The 19,414-nt window shown below is 37.3% G+C and carries 18 protein-coding genes; 10 read left to right on the top strand and 8 right to left on the bottom strand.

Features of this window, described 5'->3' with window-relative positions:
- Positions 1-338: 338 nt before the first annotated feature.
- The 7 genes from H4J50_RS09280 to H4J50_RS09250 all read right to left on the bottom strand — a co-directional run bounded on the left by H4J50_RS09280 (position 339) and on the right by H4J50_RS09250 (position 5,685).
- Positions 339-1,169, bottom strand: coding sequence for an ABC transporter substrate-binding protein (locus H4J50_RS09280; RefSeq protein WP_182255901.1), 831 nt, complete (start codon positions 1,167-1,169; stop codon positions 339-341).
- A 400-nt stretch (positions 1,170-1,569) separates the two neighbouring features.
- Positions 1,570-2,373, bottom strand: a complete 804-nt coding sequence (locus H4J50_RS09275; protein WP_182255899.1) for a hypothetical protein — start codon at positions 2,371-2,373, stop codon at positions 1,570-1,572.
- A 189-nt stretch (positions 2,374-2,562) separates the two neighbouring features.
- Positions 2,563-3,327: an ABC transporter substrate-binding protein gene (locus H4J50_RS09270; RefSeq protein ID WP_182255897.1), complete on the bottom strand. Its 765-nt coding sequence runs from the start codon at positions 3,325-3,327 to the stop codon at positions 2,563-2,565.
- Between the two features lie 332 nt (positions 3,328-3,659).
- Complete coding sequence (fldA, locus tag H4J50_RS09265; RefSeq protein WP_108456816.1) at positions 3,660-4,187, bottom strand: flavodoxin FldA; 528 nt, start codon at positions 4,185-4,187, stop codon at positions 3,660-3,662.
- A gap of 21 nt (positions 4,188-4,208) precedes the next feature.
- The gene (gene ybfE / locus H4J50_RS09260; RefSeq protein ID WP_108456815.1) at positions 4,209-4,496 is read right to left on the bottom strand and encodes a LexA regulated protein; all 288 of its coding nucleotides are present in this window, start codon (positions 4,494-4,496) and stop codon (positions 4,209-4,211) included.
- Between the two features lie 12 nt (positions 4,497-4,508).
- Positions 4,509-4,730: a DUF2788 domain-containing protein gene (locus H4J50_RS09255; protein ID WP_108456814.1), complete on the bottom strand. Its 222-nt coding sequence runs from the start codon at positions 4,728-4,730 to the stop codon at positions 4,509-4,511.
- Between the two features lie 187 nt (positions 4,731-4,917).
- Positions 4,918-5,685, bottom strand: coding sequence for an alpha/beta fold hydrolase (locus H4J50_RS09250; protein WP_182255895.1), 768 nt, complete (start codon positions 5,683-5,685; stop codon positions 4,918-4,920).
- A gap of 263 nt (positions 5,686-5,948) precedes the next feature.
- Between H4J50_RS09250 and seqA the strand changes: the two genes are divergently transcribed.
- The 3 genes from seqA (at position 5,949) to H4J50_RS09235 (ending at position 8,933) form a co-directional block, all read left to right on the top strand.
- Positions 5,949-6,500: a replication initiation negative regulator SeqA gene (gene seqA / locus H4J50_RS09245; RefSeq protein ID WP_182255893.1), complete on the top strand. Its 552-nt coding sequence runs from the start codon at positions 5,949-5,951 to the stop codon at positions 6,498-6,500.
- A gap of 109 nt (positions 6,501-6,609) precedes the next feature.
- On the top strand, positions 6,610-8,256 hold the full coding sequence (gene pgm / locus H4J50_RS09240; protein ID WP_182255891.1) for a phosphoglucomutase (alpha-D-glucose-1,6-bisphosphate-dependent): 1,647 nt from the start codon (positions 6,610-6,612) through the stop codon (positions 8,254-8,256).
- Between the two features lie 167 nt (positions 8,257-8,423).
- Positions 8,424-8,933, top strand: coding sequence for a regulatory protein RecX (locus H4J50_RS09235; protein ID WP_220466147.1), 510 nt, complete (start codon positions 8,424-8,426; stop codon positions 8,931-8,933).
- A 96-nt stretch (positions 8,934-9,029) separates the two neighbouring features.
- Here the strand turns inward: H4J50_RS09235 and H4J50_RS09230 are convergent, their stop codons facing one another.
- Positions 9,030-9,932: a LysR substrate-binding domain-containing protein gene (locus tag H4J50_RS09230; RefSeq protein WP_182255889.1), complete on the bottom strand. Its 903-nt coding sequence runs from the start codon at positions 9,930-9,932 to the stop codon at positions 9,030-9,032.
- A gap of 114 nt (positions 9,933-10,046) precedes the next feature.
- Between H4J50_RS09230 and H4J50_RS09225 the strand changes: the two genes are divergently transcribed.
- From H4J50_RS09225 to H4J50_RS09195, 7 genes are all read left to right on the top strand, one after another.
- Positions 10,047-11,300, top strand: coding sequence for a D-amino acid dehydrogenase (locus tag H4J50_RS09225; RefSeq protein ID WP_182255887.1), 1,254 nt, complete (start codon positions 10,047-10,049; stop codon positions 11,298-11,300).
- 233 nt (positions 11,301-11,533) lie between these two features.
- Complete coding sequence (gene astE / locus H4J50_RS09220; RefSeq protein ID WP_310733260.1) at positions 11,534-12,643, top strand: succinylglutamate desuccinylase; 1,110 nt, start codon at positions 11,534-11,536, stop codon at positions 12,641-12,643.
- A 395-nt stretch (positions 12,644-13,038) separates the two neighbouring features.
- Entirely contained in the window at positions 13,039-14,223 is a 1,185-nt protein-coding gene (locus tag H4J50_RS09215; RefSeq protein WP_108456808.1) for a thiamine pyrophosphate-dependent dehydrogenase E1 component subunit alpha, read from the top strand.
- Complete coding sequence (locus H4J50_RS09210; RefSeq protein ID WP_108456807.1) at positions 14,223-15,200, top strand: alpha-ketoacid dehydrogenase subunit beta; 978 nt, start codon at positions 14,223-14,225, stop codon at positions 15,198-15,200. Before H4J50_RS09215 ends, H4J50_RS09210 begins: the two co-directional genes overlap by 1 nt.
- A gap of 11 nt (positions 15,201-15,211) precedes the next feature.
- Positions 15,212-16,789, top strand: a complete 1,578-nt coding sequence (locus H4J50_RS09205) for a dihydrolipoyllysine-residue acetyltransferase (RefSeq protein ID WP_182255885.1) — start codon at positions 15,212-15,214, stop codon at positions 16,787-16,789.
- Between the two features lie 410 nt (positions 16,790-17,199).
- Positions 17,200-19,041: a protein kinase domain-containing protein gene (locus H4J50_RS09200; protein ID WP_182255883.1), complete on the top strand. Its 1,842-nt coding sequence runs from the start codon at positions 17,200-17,202 to the stop codon at positions 19,039-19,041.
- A complete protein-coding gene (locus tag H4J50_RS09195) occupies positions 19,034-19,411 on the top strand; it encodes a VOC family protein (protein ID WP_182255881.1) in 378 nt (125 codons plus the stop codon). Before H4J50_RS09200 ends, H4J50_RS09195 begins: the two co-directional genes overlap by 8 nt.
- The last annotated feature ends 3 nt before the right edge of the window (positions 19,412-19,414 follow it).

Raw genomic sequence — 19,414 nt, 5'->3', positions numbered from 1 at the left:
GTCTCTTGTGGTTTTTTACGTTGTCTAGTTAACAAGTATTTTACCACAATGAGGCATCAACTTCTTTTAAATCATTAGGTTATTGTTATTTCCTCGTCTATTTTGAACCCCGAAACTTGAGTTAATAGTATCTATTTAAAATTATATTTTGATGATATGTTTTTGATCATCATAAAGTGACAAAAAAACAAAATAAAACAAAAAAAGGCTATATTGCTTGAGCATTTAATGACAGTAGCTTTATTTTTAAGTGTCGTTTAAGTGTCGTTTAAGTTCGTTTGACCGCGATATAAATCGATTAACTATCGCGAGTTTAAATCTGGAATAATTAGCCGTAGTTAATTTTCAGCTGACAAGGCGGTATCTGCAGTTTGCTGACATACCCGTTTAGGAAATACACGTGACTTTAGATGCTTTTGAATTGACTTATCTCTTGCGCCAGAGTTAATGAACGCCAATAACTGTTGGTTAATGTTATCTCTGGTTTGGGTTAAATTTTCATTGATAATAAAACCAACTTCATCACTCATAACAGGTATGGGTGATTGATAAAATTCGTTTTGACAAAACTCCGAGTCAAACATAACACCTCGTGCGTTTTCCTCACTCATAATAGCAAAATCACAGCGCCCTTTACTTAACATGCTGACAATCGATTTTTGGCTACTTGAATCAACACGCACTAACTTGCCATCATTAAAGTATGGCTGTAAAAAAGGGTAACTAAATGCATGTCTTGTGCAAATTAGCGCACCATTATGAGCGTTAAGTGAAAATTGCTCTTGGAACTTCTTTGTTGAGTAGATGTAACTAACATGAGGCATGATGGTATTCGAATATATAAATTTTTTCGGATTTTCTAACCAAATGGCGCTACCAAAAAACACGTCTGCCTCTTTAGACATCACCAGTTTTTCATTACGTGCTCTACTGGAGTCAATGTACTTAACATTAAACGCATCACTATCATCAAAGCTTTCAAAAAAATCTACCACAACACCCCGATAACGAGACTCCTCATGATCGAAATAAATATAAGGAGAAGAGCCCGGAGCATTAATGACAAACCTTAAGTTATCATTTGCAGGCAGAGCCAATGAGGTCAATGTGCTTGCTAAGCTAAAAAAAACCAGCATTAAAGATAATATAAATTGGTATGTGTACTTCATAAAATCAAATTAACCTACACTTCCTTGATGTTATTTTAATTGAATAAACTCTAAAACAATAAATAAGCTTTTGTAAAAAATTAAGAGTAAAAAAAGTTATTGGGCAGCTTAAGTCTCATTATCGTTTATTTTATTATAATGATAAATATTGTAATTACTATGATGTAAACATAGTACTTAAGTACTAAATATTCGTTTTATTCTTTTTAGGAGTGGCTGTTGGGAGGAGTATTTTATGCTACTTGCATAGCAATTAATGCTTATTAAAAGTTAAGCTGTAATAGTAAATGGTTCATAAAAAAATCACTTTTATGAGTGAAAATATTGAATGTAAAGGGCAGTAAACAGAGAGTTGCTATATTTACTGCCTTCTTACGTATGACTAAAATAGTCTATTCTTTTACGAGCCGGCTTTATAATCTTGTAATGTTACCGTAGCATCGTGCAAGCTGTCTTGATTCACTTGTATTATGCCGCGCTTAGGGCGATCTAAGTCAATGATGATAAAGACCACCAGAACAATTAACGTGAACAATAAAATAGTAGGGAAGGCAGGGCGCTTTTTCCCTAAGCCACTGTTATAACCCAACATACCACCCACGGTAACAAAGACACCAAATAATAGAAATAACACCGGCTCAGGTACATGCAGCCTCAACATTGCCGTGCGTTTATTTTCAATTTGAATCATTGACGATAAAGATTGATAAAAGCCATTTGCAATTAACAGTGACTTTGGATTAACCAGTTCTTTTTGTGCCAATTCAATAAGGTTTGCTTGAGATTTATTGACCTTTTTATTGATGTTGCTTCGCTGTTCAGGGTTTGATAAATCAACTTGGCTTAATGAAATACGTAGCGTTAAATAGACTTCTAATTCACTAAAAACCGCTTCTCTAATTTCTATTGGTAGTAGTTTTGCTTGCATTGCTACTCGGTTAATCGCACCAGCTTCTTCAATAACAGCACTACTACGAGCGTCATAACGGTGTAATGACATATTAAATGTAAAACCTAATAACAAGGCAAGTAAACCAATAATGCCAGTTTGTATCGCCGTAGATTGGGTTTTCATCTCGGCGTTTTCTACATCTTTATTTCGTCGACCTAAGGTATAGGCGATTTGGTTAATAATAAGCATCAAAATAAACAGTGTGATGATAATTATAAGGCTATTTTTGTCGTACATTAATTCTTGGCTCACTAATAGAGTCTCAGTGCTAGGAAAGTAATTTAGCAAGAGTGGGTTAAGGTGATTAATTGGTCAAGGGATATTTTAAACCAAATTGAAATACAGTACAGCACTGTTCAGTAATTAAGGCGCAATGTTTTTATATGTGGTTATTATAAAATTCATTAGTTATTTGTACTCATGTTAAATCTGAGTTTTAGATTAGTATTCAGCTTGAGGTAAATCGTATTTAGCTTTTATTTTTAATCGCAGAGGTGCAATGTCATCAAAGGCTTGTTGGTAGCTTTGAATAATAAAATCAGGGGTATTTATATTAAATGCTAAATAATTACCTGTTTTGTTGACCTGCCAAACTTGTTCGTAGGCGTTAGCATTGAACTTGTTTTCTTTCATTAAATGATCAAAAGCATGGATAGAGGCGATCACCATATCTACCCGACCAGACTCCATCAACACATAAGCTTGCTTCAACGTTGCCACACTGGCGATATTAGCTTTGGGAAAGTTAATCTGGTGTAACGAAATCTCTGATATATCACCTCTAACCGCTGCTACAGAATGTGCAAAAACGTCTTTTTCGCTAGAAAAATTAAATCTATTCGATTTTTTAGTAATCAGTACTTGAGTCGAGTGGAAGATAGGTCCTACCCATTTAAATAAATTTTCACGAGGTTTAGTTTTGGACATGGTAAATATTGCGGTATTGTTTTTCTCCAAGGTAAATTGATAACCGCGTGTCCATGGAACAAGCTGTATTTCTGGTTCATTAATATTTAAGTGTTTCCACATGGCTTTTACAGTATCAACAGAAATACCGCTAAGTTTGTTGTTGATTAAAAAATTAGCAGGCGGATAAATTTCAGTATAAAAGGTGATTTGCTCAATTTTAGAAGGCGTTTGATTTGCTTTTAATTGAGGAAGCATTAAAAAAAATAACAAAATTGATTTTAAAATAAATTTTTTCATTATTAGGCAGCAAAGCAAATTATCGATAAGCCATAATAACAATTTTTTTGGTATTATTTAAGGCTAAGTTTAATAAATTAGTCGATGAAATAAATTTATGCTTTGAGGTCAATAACCTAATATTTATTGACCTGCAGATTCAAGGCATAATCAATTACATTTAATGCTTATAAAGTATAATTAAAGTGCATTGCTTCATGTTGTGAGCTAATTTAATTAAGAGTAATAAAACATGTTGAGTATGTTGCCGCCCGATTTTTCAATATATTAGAGACAAAAAAACCAGCTAATTGCTGGTCTCTTTAATGATATGCTAGCTTTTACTTTAAAAGTTAATCTTCTAGCTCAGCTAAACAAAGTTCATCATAAATTTGCTTAACCCATGTATCAACTCGTTCTTCAGTTAATTCTGGCTGGCGGTCTTCATCAATACATAAACCGATGAATGTACTTTCGTCAGTTAACGCTTTAGAGGCTTCAAATTCATAGCCTTCAGTTGACCAGTTACCAACGACGATTGCACCTTTAGACTCAACAATATCACGCAATGGTTCCATCGCATCACAGAAGTATTCAGCGTAATCTTCTTGATCACCTAATCCAAAAATAGCCACTAACTTATCAGTGAAATCTATTTCTTCTAATTCTGGTAAGAAGTCATCCCAGTCGCACTGGTTTTCACCGTAGTACCAAGTAGGGATACCTAAGATTAATAAATCGAACTCAGCTATTTCTTCTTTAGTACTTTTGGCGATATCTTTAACATCGACAAGTTTTTTGCCCAATTTCTTTTGGATCATTTTGCCTACGGCTTCGGTGTTACCTGTATCACTTCCGAAAAATAAACCTACAATTGCCATCAATCTAACCTTTTATATCTACTAAACTTTAATATCGTTGGCATCAAGCGATTGAACTAATAAGACTTCTATTAACTCACTTCGACTAATACCCTTATCTTTTGCTAAAACGTCTAAGCGTTCAAATACATCTTGATGTAGTTTGAACTCTACTCGCTTTAGGCCATTGTTCTTATCGCGCTTAACCTGATTACGTTTGTTTATCTTTACTTGCACGCTGCGCGAATGTGGGTTCGTTTTTGGACGCCCCGGACGCTTTTCATCGCTAAATAAATCAATGGTTGTTAAATCTGCTACTTCTTTTGCCATTTTATTACTTACTTACCCAACGCCTTGGCTTTCCCAAACAAACTGAATGATACCTTTTGCGATAAATCCGGCACATCCTAAAAATAATACAAAATAAACAACTAACTTGCCCATTTTAGGGACATCGTTTTTTTTCATTACATCATGGATTGTTAACCCAATGAAAATAAAGATAAAAGCATAAAATAAATTCAGCCCTATGGCTTCAACTAATTCAAAGTTTTCTGCTATCATAATCAACCCTAGAATTTTCAGGCGGCACTATAGCATATCAGTGCTTTTAAACACATTAAAATTGTTAGTTTGGCCGCTAGACTTTAGATGGAATTTTATAACCTTAAAGTCTATGAGACCAACTGAGTCAATAATACATTGCTCAAGTAATAGTAAATTTGAGACTTTAAAAAGCGTGCTATATCAATTAGCTTGCTAAAAACCCTTCAACACTTCGGTTAAAAGCGGTTGTTTTTTCAGCATGCAACCAATGCCCTGCACCTTGAATAACTCGAGCACGACTTTGAGGAAACAAACGCAAAATCTCATCACGATGTTCGGGTAATATATAGTCAGAGTTTGCGCCTTTGATGAATAAGGTAGCGCCTTGATAGCTATTATCCCCTTGATAAGTTTTCATTATTTCTGGGTAATTGGTCGCTATATTTTCTACATTACATTTAAAGGCAAGTTGAGCGTTCTCGGTACTTAAATTTCTTAATAAAAATTGTCTAACGCTAAGCTCTTCAACGTATGCTGAAAGCGCTTTGTCAGCGTCTTTACGTTGTTTAATAATCGTAAAGTCGAGAGATTGTAAACCGGCTATTATTTTATTGTGATGTGGAGGGTATTCTACTGGCGCTATGTCAGCGACAATCAATTTTTCAACTAACTGAGGAAATGTTAAAGCCAGTTCCATGGCGATTTTTCCGCCCATAGAATGACCCAGCACAACCGCGCTTTTTATAGCGAGGTGCTCCATAAGAGCAACAATGTCTTGAGCCATGGTAGGATAATCCATCACACTATCGTGAAATGAATCACCATGATTTCTCACATCAACACTCGTTACTCGAAAATTTTCAGCTAACGCTTTTGCCACCATTCCTAAGTTTTCAAGGCGACCAAACAAGCCATGAATGAGAATGATGTCTTTACCGCTGCCCAGTTGCTGATAGTTTAAAAGCTTCGCCATTGTTGTATTTGCCCAGTGTTATTCAATTGAGATAATTGTCCTTGTTTTAGGATTTTGATGCAACGAAAAACCAAGCTAAAATGGTTGAGGGCTCTTTATGTGCAACTAAAGATGTTTATGGAGGCGAATGAAATAGAGTCTGATATTGATATAAACGATCTTTTTTGAAAATAATGTCATCATTTGCTGATCCACTATAGAGACTTCTTATCAACGTAAGTATAATCTTGCCGCGATCTATAATAATTATCCTAGGGTCATCAATGAAAAACATCGAAATAGATGAAGAGCTTTATCAGCACATTGCCTCAAATACTCAATATATTGGCGAAAGTGCCTCGTCGATATTACGTCGTCTTATGAAATTACCAAATGAACATGACGTTGAGAATAAAATAACAGTGGAAGTAGACACTGTTGAAAAGAACGAAGTTGAAGTTGCTCAAACACAAGCAACAAGTGTTACACCAGACAATAATGGCTCGGTATTTAACTATATTAATAGAGAAGAATTAGCGATGCAACGTGGCGCTGTTGGTCGATTTTTATTGATTTTAGCTGCTTTATATCGAGTACATAATCAGCAGTTTTCTACTGTTTGCAATATTAGAGGCCGCGACCGATTATATTTTGCAGCCAGCGAAGCTGAACTTGCGGCAAGTGGCAGTAGCACTAAACCACGTCAGATACCTGATAGCCCTTTTTGGGTGATAACAAATTCAAATACTACGCGTAAAAAGATGATGTTAACCGAAGTAAGCCGAGCATTGGGCTATGATGAACAAGACGTAGAGAATATTCGCGATTTACTTTAGCTTTTTTCGTTACATAGGTTACATAAGTTACTTAAGTTACTTAGATTATATCAGCGACAATTGAGTAGCAGGCTTAAAGCAAACTTTAATATGAATACAAGGAGTTGAAATGACAGTTCATCAGCATGCAGGAAAACCTGTAAGACCAGAAGATCGCATTAATATTGGTCGTTTAGTAAGTGATTATTTTTTACTTAAGCCCAATGTAACTATTGCTGAGCAAAAAGTGACCTTTGGTACTTCTGGACATCGAGGTAACGCCAGTAAGTTAAGCTTCAATGAACAGCATATTGAAGCTATTTGTCAGGCGGTGGCTGAATATCGTCAAGCAAAAGGATTTAAAGGGCCACTTTATTTGGGTAAAGATACTCACGCCTTATCTGAGCCTGCATTTGCTTCTGCAATTTCAGTATTGATTGCAAATAATGTTCCTGTAGTTATTCAAAGTGATGACGGCTTTACGCCAACGCCTGTTATTTCTCGTCTTATAATTGTTCATAATAAAACTCACACTTCTCAGGCTGATGGCTTGATCATAACGCCATCGCACAACCCTCCAACTGATGGCGGTATTAAATATAACCCACCTCATGGTGGTCCTGCAGAAGGCGAAATAACGAAAGTTATCGAGCAACGTGCGAACGAAATTATTAGTCATAAATTGGTTGATGTTAAACGCCTTGATTATACCCAAGCACTACAATCTTCTTTGTTAAATCGTGAAGACTTTATCAACTTTTACGTCGATCAGTTAAGTCAGGTTGTTGATATGGAAGCGATTACTAAAGCAGGTGTTCATATCGGTGTTGACCCATTAGGTGGTTCAGGTATTCATTACTGGCCAGTAATTGCAAAGAAATATGGTCTAAATCTAGCAGTAGTTAACCCAGTTGTTGATGCTAGCTTTGCTTTTATGCCGTTAGATAAAGATGGCAAAATACGCATGGATTGTTCATCGCCTTATGCTATGTCGGGTTTAATTGCTCTAAAAGATAAGTTTGATGTTGCTGTCGGTAACGATCCTGATTTTGACCGTCATGGTATTGTGACTAAAACAGGCGGTTTAATGAACCCAAATCATTATTTAGCGGTATCAATCCACTATTTAATGACCCACAGAAATTGGTCTAAAACCTGTAAAATAGGTAAAACGCTGGTTTCAAGTTCATTAATTGATCGTGTGGCTAAGCTCATTGAACGACCGCTTTCTGAAGTGCCCGTTGGCTTTAAATGGTTTGTTGATGGCTTACACAACTCAAGTTATGCCTTTGGTGGTGAAGAAAGTGCCGGTGCAACATTTTTAGCAAAAGATGGCAGTTGTTGGACAACCGATAAAGACGGCTTTGTCATGGCCTTATTAGCCGCTGAAATGCTAGCTGTAACGGGTAAAGACCCTTATCAGCTATATCAAGTTTTAGCTGAGCAATTAGGCGAACCGTGTTACGGACGTGTTGAAGCTGTTGCTAATTTACAGCAAAAGCAGGTACTAACTTCGCTGACATCTGAAGCTATTACTACAGACATGCTCGCAGGTGAAAAAATCACCCAAGTACTATCGCACGCTCCTGGTAACAATGCGGCTATTGGTGGTATTAAAGTCTGTACAGAAAACGGTTGGTTTGCAGCACGTCCTTCTGGTACAGAAGATATATATAAAATATACGCAGAAAGCTTTATTGATGACGCACATTTACAGCTGATCATAAGTGATGCACAAAAGCTTGTGAGTGCGGCATTTGTTGCTGCAGGTTTATAGTTTAAGTTTATAAAATATTGTTGAAATGATCGAAGATAAGGTGCTTGTTGGCACCTTTTTTTGTTTTAATAAACCTGCTTAGTGCCTACCTTATTGATATTGGTGAACTCTATATAAGGTGCTGTTTTTCAAAAGTTAACAATTATTTAGCGTTAGGGTCTTACATTATGATTTATAAAAAAAAGCAAAGTACCAAGCCACAAGTTATTTCTTATGAGCGGGTAAAATCATATATGCAGTGGATGATTGAGCGCTATGGTGACTATTCAGCTAAAACTATGCTACAAAAAGCCAACCTATTGTTTAAAGACGATAAACAGTTCAACGAGCCTGCGTTGGAATATCTTATTGAGCGAGATATTATTAATGATCTACGATATGCAAAGCGATTAACCGCGAGCTTATCGGAAAAAAATATTGGTGCGAATAAAATTAAAGAAAAACTTTATACAAAAGGTTTTTCTTTCGTGGTGATTAATGAGTGTGTAAGTGCAATTGAAACAACAGACGAAGACTATTTTGATAAAGCACTTATATTAAAAGTAAGAAAATTTGGTGTCGAACCGATTGAGGATCTAAAGCTGAAACAAAAAGCATTAAGGCACTTGATCACTAAAGGTTTTTCATATGAAATTGCCAATAAGGTCATTAGTTATTCAGATGATGAATGTAACTGAAAACGGTAAATTTTAATTAAAACTGCTGTAGAGTGCTTTATGTGAGAACGCTTTTATCAATACATTCATGTTGTCATAGACAGCTTCACGTACATACTAATTTTGTGTTAACAACCAAGCTTTAAAGCATTCAATCACGGAAGATGAGCGATGTTGAATAATGTAATAACCGGCATTAGCATTTATGGGGTGAAATGGTGAGGTGAGCCGGGCTTGTTTAAAGTCTTCCTCCACTAAAGCATATCTTGCAAGTGCTATACCTAACCCAGCCTCAGCGGCAGCCATTGCCATGTCAGTACGGTTGAAAAAGTGCCCTTGATTACTCTGTGTTTTTATTGCCATTTTTTCAAACCAATACTGCCATTCCTCATGTTTTTTGGCGTTTTTCCACGGCATAGCATCGTGTAATAAAGTGACTGATTGCCATATCTGCTGTTGATTTTCTGTCGAGTTATTTTGCCAATCGAAACGCTGAAAATAACTTGGACTCATCACAGGAATAAGTTGCTCGTTTAGCAATAGCTGGGCGTGTTGATTATGGTAAGGTGATTGTCCGTAATCTATGGTTAAATCAAAATTACTATCTTGGTGATCAACTAAAGCTCCTTCCGCATAAGTTTGAATACTAATGTTTGGGTACAGGTTGTAAAATTTCTTAAGGCGAGGGATTAACCATTTGTAGGCGAAAGAGGGGGTTAGTTTTAATTTTATCTCACCGTCAGGAGATTGTCCTTGTCGTAACTCATCAATAACTTTTTCGATATCGGCAAAATTGTGCTGAACAACTTGATAGAGTTTCTTGCCATCGGCTGTCAAGCTAATGCCTCTGGAATGCCTGAAAAATAACTTAAGAGAAAGTTGACTTTCTAATAAATTAATCTGTTGGCTGATTGCACCGGTAGTGATGTGTAATTGATTAGCTGTTTTAGTAAAACTACCTAGCCGCGCAGCAACCTCAAAGGTTACTAAGCCGGAAAATATATTGCCTTTCAATGCCATCTTTATTAATGCCTTTAGAATTTCTAAACACAGATGTTAATAAATATCGTTTGATAAAGACATAATTTTTTTGCATTGTAATGTTATATTTTTGCATAAAATGGCGTTGTTTTCATGAAGGTTTTGGTTTTAGGATCTGGCGTGGTTGGATTAACATCAGCATGGTATTTAGCTCAAGCTGGCCATCAAGTAACGGTTATTGATAGACAAGCGCAAAGTGGAGAAGAAACCAGTTTTGCCAACGCGGGACAAATATCTTATGGCTATTCCTCGCCTTGGGCTGCGCCTGGCGTGCCGCTAAAAGCGATGAAGTGGTTAACTCAAAAACATTCGCCACTTATTATCAAACCTAGCACTTCACCAGAGTTGTATCACTGGACGATGGCACTGTTAAAAAATTGCAGTGAAAAAAACTATCAAGTTAACAAAAGAAGAATGCTAAATATTTCAAATTATAGCCGACAATGTTTGAGCGATTTACGAGACAATTATGACATTAAGTATGAAGGACGTCAGCAAGGCACATTACAAGTTTTTAGAAATCAGTCACAAGTCGACGCCATTGAAAAAGATATGCAATTATTATCAGCGAGTAATATAGGCTTTAAGTTACTCAATGTTGAAGAATGCGCTGAAAAAGAACCGGGGTTAGCGTTAGTAAAAAATAAAATAGTTGCTGGTTTACATTTACCTGATGATGAAACAGGTGATTGTTATAAATTCTGTCAGCAATTAACAGACATGGCTCTAAAAGTTGGTGTTCAATTTAAATTTAGTGTGCACGTGAATGAATTGGTTCAGCAGGACGATAAAATTATCGCAGCTAATACCTCTATGGGTAAAATGACGGCTGATGCTTTCGTTGTTGCCTTAGGTAGTTATTCAGCACAGCTTCTAAAGAAGGTGGATATTGACTTACCTGTATATCCAGTGAAAGGTTATTCACTTACGCTTCCTTTGGTTAATGATGATTTTGCACCTGTGTCAACGGTCATGGATGAAAGTTACAAGGTTGCACTTACACGTTTTAATGATCGTATTAGAGTCGCGGGTACTGCTGAACTCGCAGGCTTTAACTTAGATTTATCGGCAAAAAGAAAAGCAACTATTGCTATGGTTGTACAAGACTTATTTCCTAAAGCTGGTGATATCAGTAAAGCTGAATTTTGGACTGGACTTCGCCCAATGACACCAGACGGTACGCCTATTATCGGTAAAACAAAAATATCTAATTTATATACGAATACAGGACATGGCACGTTAGGTTGGACAATGGCTTGCGGATCCGGAAAGTTATTAGCTGATATTGTCTCGGGTTTAGAAACTGATATTGATACTAAGGGGTTAGATTCATTTCGTTATTTATAATCGACAAACTAATAAATAAAAGCATGTTCCAGTTTGATTTTTATAAGTTAGATAAAAGCTATTTAAGCATAAATGAATAATCATTCATAAAACTGACTAACATAGCATTTAAGGACGTCAACGGTTAAATCTTGTATAATGTGTCGCAATAATTAATGAGTATTACATAAGTTATATTGTGCTATTCATACAAGTTCGATTTAAACATTTTAAAATACAATAGGTGAAACCGCGTGAGTGATTTTTCAAGTTCAGCCAGAGTCTTCGTATCAACATTACAAAAAAGTGGTGATTTCTTATCAATGACGCGTGCCAATGAGTGGTCCTTACCCGGTGGTGGTTTTAGTTTTGAAGTAACACATCAAGCATCAAAAACTAGCAGTTTAGTAACCGTATTAGAAACGGGGTTAATTACTTTTGAACCCATTGACCGTGCTAGTAATCATGATATTGTTTTATCAAGTGCGGTGCACGGTAATGAAACAGCGCCTATTGAGATTTGTAGCGATATTATCGGCCAATTGATCCGCGGTGAATTACCATTAGCAGAGCGTGTTTTATTTATTTTTGGTAATCCGGCATCAATGAATATTGCTGAGCGCTTTGTTGAAGAAAATATGAATCGTTTATTTTCTGGTGGTCATTCGCAAGACCAAGGGCAAGGTGCGGGATTAATTAATAAAGAACGTCACCGTGCATTGTTATTAGAAAATACCGTCAGAAACTTTTTCGAAGCCGGTAAAGCATTACCTTGTGCTAATGGCGGTGAACGCGCTAGAAGTCATTATGACCTTCATACCGCTATTCGTGGTTCAAAATGTGATAAGTTTGCCGTTTATCCTTTCTTACATGGCGCGCCGCGTAAAACTAGTCAGTTACAATTTCTTCATGCTTGTGGTGTTAGCACTGTATTATTGTCGCATTCACCTACCACAACCTTTAGTTACTTTTCCTCGAATGAGTTTGGCGCTGATGCTTTTACGGTTGAATTAGGCAAAGTACGCCCATTTGGTGAGAACGATATGAGCCAATTTGTACAAGTGCGTGAAACACTAACAAAATTTGTTTCAGGCCAAGACCTTGAATTAACGCCTTATCAAGCCAGTGACTTTAACCTCTATGAAATATCACAAATAATTGATCGTCATCATGAAGACTTTTCATTAACTTTTGCTGATGATGTTGAAAACTTTACTGACTTTCCACAAGGGCATGTACTTGCCATTGACGGAGGTAAGGAAATTAAAACCCAGCAAGCGGGTGAAGCTATTATATTTCCTAATGCCAATGTTGCGATAGGGCAACGCGCTTTATTAACAGTAACGCCAACAACTCTCGGCTAAATCGAATTGGTGCTTGGGTTATGTATGGACAAATAGCCTAAGCCTATAAGGGCTTAGGTGCACAATTACTCAGGTTATATTTTGAACTTTTCCTTTTTGTCCAAAGCCTTATTGTAAGTTGATCAACATATTAGCCATTTTGGTATAATGGCTAAGGGTATAACTGTAAAGATTTATGCTCGCTGCCTGTTAAATTTATATACTCACTTTTATCACTAAACTTGTTTTTCAGTTTACGTAAAGGTAAAGTGCTTGCGATTATTACAACCAACAATTCATAACAATGATATTAATATTCATCTTGCGCTGAAAGCTTCTATACTTTCAATAATTAAAGCAAAGTTGAAATAGGTAATATCACCTTGCACCCAAGGTTAATAAAAAAAGAGAAGGCTATGAACACTGACATATATAGCGAAAGCCCGGTCGTACATGAACCCGCTTTTATTGATGGTCATTCAGTTGAAATTCCAATCCTTAAAATATTGAAACAAGATGGCAGCATATATGAAAATGCTGCTATGCCTAAAATTGATCAAGCACTTGCCACTAAAACTTATAAAACGCTCGCTTTTCACCGTGTTTTAGATGAGCGAATGGTAGCAGCACAACGCCAAGGTCGTATCAGTTTTTATATGGCGGCACTCGGTGAAGAAGCCGCTAGTGTTGGTGGTGCTGCAGGCCTGAAAGATCAAGATATGATCATGGCGCAGTATCGTGAACAAGGAGCATTAATGTTTCGAGGTTTTAGCCTTGAAAACTTTATGAATCAAATGTTCAGTAATGAAAAAGATTTAGGTAAAGGTCGTCAAATGCCAATTCATTACGGTAGTAATGCATTGAACTATATGACGATTTCATCACCATTAGGTACGCAAATACCACAAGCTGCTGGTTATGCTTATGGCCAAAAGTTGCAAGGTTTAGACGCCGTAACTATTTGTTATTTCGGTGAAGGCGCCGCCTCTGAAGGTGATTTTCATGCCGGTTTAAACATGGCAGCTGTACATCAAGCTCCTGTTATATTTTTCTGTCGTAACAATGGCTACGCTATTTCAACACCATCAGATGAACAATATGTCGGTAATGGTATTGCTTCTCGTGGTGTTGGTTACGGTATGAAAACCTTACGTATTGATGGAAATGATATTTTAGCGGTTATTGCCGCTGTTCAATTATCCCGTGAATATGCCATAAAAGAAGGTAAGCCGGTATTAATTGAAGCCATGTCTTATCGTTTAGGTGCGCATTCTACGTCGGACGACCCTTCAGGTTATAGAACACGTGAAGAAGAAGCTAAGTGGCAAGAGCATGATCCTATTCTTCGTATGAAAAACTGGATGCTAGCTCAAGGTTGGTGGGACGAAGCACAAGAAACTGCGCTATTTGAAAAGTTACGTGATGAAGTATTAGCGGCGGTTAAAGTTGCTGAAAAAATTGATAAACCGCCTGTAGAAGATTTAATTACGGATGTTTATGACAAAGTACCACCTTTATTACAAAGCCAATTTGATGAACTTAAAAGTCATATCAAAAAACACCCTAAAGCTTACCCGTTTACTGCAGGGAGAATTAAGTAATGGCGCAAATGAATTTATTACAAGCGATTAATAACGCGCTTGATACCGTCATGACAGAAAATGATCGTGCGGTTTGTTTTGGTGAAGATGTAGGTCACTTTGGTGGTGTGTTTCGAGCAACCAGTGGTTTACAAGAGAAATTTGGCAAAAGCCGTTGTTTTAATACGCCTTTAGTTGAGCAGGGAGTTATTGGTTTTGCTAATGGCCTAGCCGCACAAGGCAGTACCGCTATTGCTGAAATTCAATTTGCTGATTATATTTTTCCAGCCTTTGATCAAATTGTAAATGAGTCAGCAAAATTTCGTTACCGCAGTGGTAATGAATTCAATGTTGGTAAATTAACTATTCGTACACCATACGGTGGTGGTATTGCTGGTGGTTTGTATCATAGCCAATCGCCTGAAGCTTATTTTGCTCATACACCTGGTTTAAAAGTGGTTGTGCCGCGTAACCCTTATCAAGCCAAAGGTTTGTTATTAGCGTCAATTCGCGATGATAATCCGGTAATATTTTTTGAGCCAAAACGTTTATACCGTGCATCTGTTGGCGAAGTGCCAGAAGAAGATTACGAATTACCTTTAGGTAAAGCAGAAGTTGTACAACAAGGAACTGATATCACATTATTAGCCTGGGGTGCACAAGTTGAGATCGTTGAAAAAGCTGCTGCATTAGCTGCTGCTGATGGTATTTCATGTGAAATTATTGATTTACGAACAATTTTACCTTGGGATATTGAAACAGTAGCAAACTCTGTGACAAAAACAGGTCGCTTTGTCGTTAGCCAAGAAGCACCATTAACTGCTGGTTTTGCTAGTGAAATTGCTGCCACTATTCAACAAGAATGTTTCTTAAACTTAGAAGCGCCAATTGCACGAGTTTGTGGCATGGATACACCTTATCCATTAGCACTTGAGAAAGAATACGCTGCTGATCATTTAAAGATCTATGAAGCAATCAAAAACAGTATGACTTACTAGGATTTATTAGCATGAGCATTGATTTTATATTGCCAGATATTGGCGAAGGTATCGTTGAATGTGAACTGGTTGAATGGCTAGTAGCAGAAGGCGATGTAATTGCAGAAGATCAGCCCGTGGCTGATGTGATGACAGATAAAGCCTTAGTTCAAATTCCAGCTATGCATTCTGGAGTAGTAGACAAGCTTTACTACGCAAAAGGTGAAATAGCGAAAGTACATCAACCTTTATTTGCAATGACACCAGAAGGCAGCGCACAAAGCGAAAGTGTTGCTGAGCCGATAGTTGCTGAAGCCACTGCTGAAATTCCTGCTGTACCAGCTGCTGCCGTTACAGGAACACAAGTTGAAGACTTTATTTTACCTGATATTGGTGAAGGTATTGTTGAATGTGAGTTGGTTGAATGGTTAGTCGCTGAAGGTGATTTGATTGAAGAAGATCAACCAATAGCTGACGTAATGACTGATAAAGCTTTGGTACAAATTCCGGCAATGCATAAAGGTAAAGTGGTTAAACTTTATTACGCTAAAGGTGAAATTGCCAAAGTACATGCGCCATTATTTGCCATTGAAATTGCCGCAACTGGACAAGCACCTGTTGCTGCTGCGTCTGTTGTAACAGAAGCACCAAAAGCCGCTACTGCTCAGGTTGAGACTAAAGCAACTGTTGTCGCAGCTCAAACGGTATCAACAAAAGTAGTTAATGCAAAAGCCCTAGCTAGTCCTGCGGTTCGCCGTGTTGCTCGTGAGTTAAATGTTAATATCCACCAAGTACCGGGCAGTGGTAAAAAAGGTCGAGTATATAAAGACGATGTTGTCGCCTTTAATCAAGCGCCTGTAGCATCTGCGAACACTAACGCTGCACCTGTCGCTAATGTTGCTGGCGTTACACGTGTTGAACCTATACGCGGTATAAAAGCGGTAATGGCAAAAGCGATGGTTAATTCTGTATCGACTATTCCTCACTTTACTTATTGTGAAGAAATCGATATGACTAATTTGATCAAATTGCGTGGTGACTTAAAAGAATTTTATGCCAAACAAGATATCAAATTAACTATGATGCCATTCTTTATGAAAGCTATGTCATTAGCATTAAAGCAATTCCCATTAGTGAATTCGCAAGTTAATGAAGATTGTACTGAGTTAACCTATTTTGACGATCACAATATTGGTATGGCAGTTGACTCAAAAGTAGGCTTGTTAGTACCTAATGTTAAACAAGTACAAACAAAATCTATTTTAGATTTAGCTGCAGATATTACCCGTTTAACCAATGATGCGCGTTCAGGACGAGTGCCTGCGGCTGATTTGAAAGGCGGAACAATCACTATCTCAAATATCGGTGCTATTGGTGGTACGGTGGCAACACCAATTATCAATAAGCCTGAGTCTGCTATTGTTGCGTTAGGTAAGTTACAAAAACTACCTCGCTTTAATGACAAAGGTGAAGTGGAAGCACGTTCAATTATGCAAGTCAGTTGGTCTGGCGATCACCGTACAATAGACGGCGGCACTATTGCTCGTTTTTGTAACTTGTGGAAGTCATTCCTTGAAGAGCCAAGCAACATGCTAGTACATATGTCTTAGTTTTTACGAGATATATGAAATTTGAAAGCCTGCATCATGCAGGCTTTTTTATGTGCAGTTCATTTTAGTCACATATTGGGCTATTGAATGTGCCAAAACTTATCAAGACTAGTTAAGGTGCCAGATAATAAAAACCCTAACTCAATGAGATAAAATTGAATTAGGGTGAAAGTACTGCGCTAAATAAGTTAACAAATGCAACGAGGGAGCAAATGTTAACCCATAAAGGTTAGCAAACTTTTGTGGCGTATTTATGACAGAGCTTTTGCAAAGACATAAAAAAGATATCTTCAGCTAAAGGTAACAACTCGAACTTTATCGGTTTTTTTAAATAGGCTAAGATAAGTGAAAGAAATAAAGTACAACTTCGATGATTTATTCATCCCGATATTTGTAATGAAGGACGTTTAGTGGCGGAAAAAAAACTACAGCATTTTTATATTGCTGAAGATCAGTCGATTTATTTACTAAATCACGAAGATGCAACCAAGTTAAAACAATGGGTTGAGCTCTGTCGTCAGCAATTAACGCTATTGGGCTATCAAAATATCGCTTTGATTGGTAAAGGAGCATACGGCTTTGTTTTTGGCGGTGAAGACGAGCAGGGCCAGTCACAAGTATTTAAGTTTTCTCGAATTAACTTACCACAACATGTACAAGATCGCTTAGCAGAAGAAGCTGATATTCAGCGCCAGCTTTCTCATGAACGCATTCCAAAAATTATTGGTTATTACAAAATAAAACGTCAATCCATTGTTCATATGGAGCGGGCTCCTGGCATAGATCTAGAGCAACTTTCTTATCAAAAAGGGCCATTGCCAAGTGAGCTTGTGGTTAACATTGCGATACAGCTGGCTCAAATTCTAATTTATTTACGCGATATCAACGAACATGAATTAGGCCGTCCCTACGTACATGGCGATATAAAACCCTCCAATGTGGTTTTTGATCCTCAAACTGAGAAAGTTTACCTCGTTGATTGGGGATCTGCTGTACCTGCCCAACTTGATATTAATGGTCAATCAACCGCCAATAATATAATGGATTTAATGAGCAGCGATTTACAAAACAGTAATGCCCGCTTAGGTGATGTTTATTTTATTGGCGATGAGCAAATTAGTGGCGAAATGTCATCTCCTCGCTTTGACGAGCAAGGCCTTGCGGCAACCTTATATGCGCTAGCTTCTGGTCAGTCGTGCCGTTATGGCAGTGCAGTGATCACGCCATCATCGCTAGGCTTACCTAAGTTACTAGCACAAATACTCACAGGCATGTTAAGTAAAGATAGGCGAACTCGCAATAAAGCAGGGGATTACTTTTTTAAACATTTGCCGTTATTAAAAAACACCGTTATGGCCAAACCCCCTTTGCCTGTTGAAATTAATCCCTTAGTACCGGTTTGGTGTAAAGGTTTCCATAAAGATATGGATACTGTGGTTTATGGCTCTCGTAAATCTTTTTTGCGTGAATCTTCTGATCTCGATGAGTTGAGTGAAATAGATGATGTGCAATTAGAAAAGTATTATAAAAACTATCTAATGGGAATGGGTGATGCCGAAAAAGCTTTTATTGCCGCAGTAAGTCGTTTAGCTAATTTTCCCGTAGTCGGTGGTTTAGCCGTTCATTGGGAAAAAAATGGGGTACATATTGACTCAAATCTATCGCTTTTTGATCCGAGTTTAAAAACCTCTTTTCAAAGCGCAGTTAATAATATGGTGCGTCTTGCACAAGGGATATTTAGGGTAGGGGTATTTAAAAGCTGTTTATTCAATGCTAGAAATACTTTACATATTGAACGAACTACAGAAGAAGACCCCTTTCAAGCTAAGCCAAACCAAGCCATTAATTATGATGTTAGTGATGTTGCTGTTATTGATGATATCACGCGATTACATTCATATTTTGAAGACGGGGTAGATCCAGACGAATACTTATATTTACCCGAAGAAATTATGACTGTATTAGCGCGCTTAAATCAAATTCATCATACCGGCTGTATTATTTTTGAAGTACTACCTCGGCATTTGAAAATTCACAGTTATTTAATGTTGCTTAATCATGATAAAGAAGTCGAATTTCAGCAGTGCTTAATTGAAATTTTACAATTACTACCAACCATTACCGGTAGTGGTATTTCAGGCTTTATGAAACTACCTTACAAAGATACCCGATTTTTTGAACATATAAATTGCTTACCCGATAAATACTATCCAAGAAACCCAAAACAAAAACGGAGTGTTAATAATGAGTGATAATGAAATAGGCACAATGGCATGGCTTGATTTATCAGTCAGTAATGCGACGGAAGTAAAGTCGTTTTATGAAGATGTTGTCGGCTGGAAAAGTGAAAGTGTTGCTATGGGGGATTATGATGATTATGTCATGCTTGAGCCTATCAAAAGTGGCGCTGTTGCTGGTATTTGTCATGCGCAAGGGGTCAATAAAGACTTACCACCGGCTTGGTTACCTTATTTTTTAGTTGCTGATATCGAAGCTTCTATTAAAGCTGTTGAAGCTAAGGGCGGTAGTTTAGTAACAGAAATAAAATCAATGGGCAGTGATAAATATGCAGTTATTAAAGATCCTGCGGGTGCGGCTTGTGCCATTTATCAAAAAATATAGTGA

The organism is Colwellia sp. 6M3, from assembly GCF_014077595.1.
Classification (GTDB): Bacteria; Pseudomonadota; Gammaproteobacteria; order Enterobacterales; family Alteromonadaceae; genus Cognaticolwellia.
Note: the sequence above shows the minus strand (reverse complement) of the source record. Positions and strands in the feature narration are given on the sequence as shown.

Coding starts and splice junctions, on each gene's coding strand:
- H4J50_RS09280 (WP_182255901.1), bottom strand. CDS start 1,169: ATGAAGTACACATACCAATTTATATTATCTTTAATGCTGGTTTTTTTT.
- H4J50_RS09270 (WP_182255897.1), bottom strand. CDS start 3,327: ATGAAAAAATTTATTTTAAAATCAATTTTGTTATTTTTTTTAATGCTT.
- fldA (WP_108456816.1), bottom strand. CDS start 4,187: ATGGCAATTGTAGGTTTATTTTTCGGAAGTGATACAGGTAACACCGAA.
- ybfE (WP_108456815.1), bottom strand. CDS start 4,496: ATGGCAAAAGAAGTAGCAGATTTAACAACCATTGATTTATTTAGCGAT.
- H4J50_RS09255 (WP_108456814.1), bottom strand. CDS start 4,730: ATGATAGCAGAAAACTTTGAATTAGTTGAAGCCATAGGGCTGAATTTA.
- H4J50_RS09250 (WP_182255895.1), bottom strand. CDS start 5,685: ATGGCGAAGCTTTTAAACTATCAGCAACTGGGCAGCGGTAAAGACATC.
- seqA (WP_182255893.1), top strand. CDS start 5,949: ATGAAAAACATCGAAATAGATGAAGAGCTTTATCAGCACATTGCCTCA.
- pgm (WP_182255891.1), top strand. CDS start 6,610: ATGACAGTTCATCAGCATGCAGGAAAACCTGTAAGACCAGAAGATCGC.
- H4J50_RS09235 (WP_220466147.1), top strand. CDS start 8,424: ATGATTTATAAAAAAAAGCAAAGTACCAAGCCACAAGTTATTTCTTAT.
- H4J50_RS09230 (WP_182255889.1), bottom strand. CDS start 9,932: ATGGCATTGAAAGGCAATATATTTTCCGGCTTAGTAACCTTTGAGGTT.
- H4J50_RS09225 (WP_182255887.1), top strand. CDS start 10,047: ATGAAGGTTTTGGTTTTAGGATCTGGCGTGGTTGGATTAACATCAGCA.
- H4J50_RS09215 (WP_108456808.1), top strand. CDS start 13,039: ATGAACACTGACATATATAGCGAAAGCCCGGTCGTACATGAACCCGCT.
- H4J50_RS09210 (WP_108456807.1), top strand. CDS start 14,223: ATGGCGCAAATGAATTTATTACAAGCGATTAATAACGCGCTTGATACC.
- H4J50_RS09205 (WP_182255885.1), top strand. CDS start 15,212: ATGAGCATTGATTTTATATTGCCAGATATTGGCGAAGGTATCGTTGAA.
- H4J50_RS09195 (WP_182255881.1), top strand. CDS start 19,034: ATGAGTGATAATGAAATAGGCACAATGGCATGGCTTGATTTATCAGTC.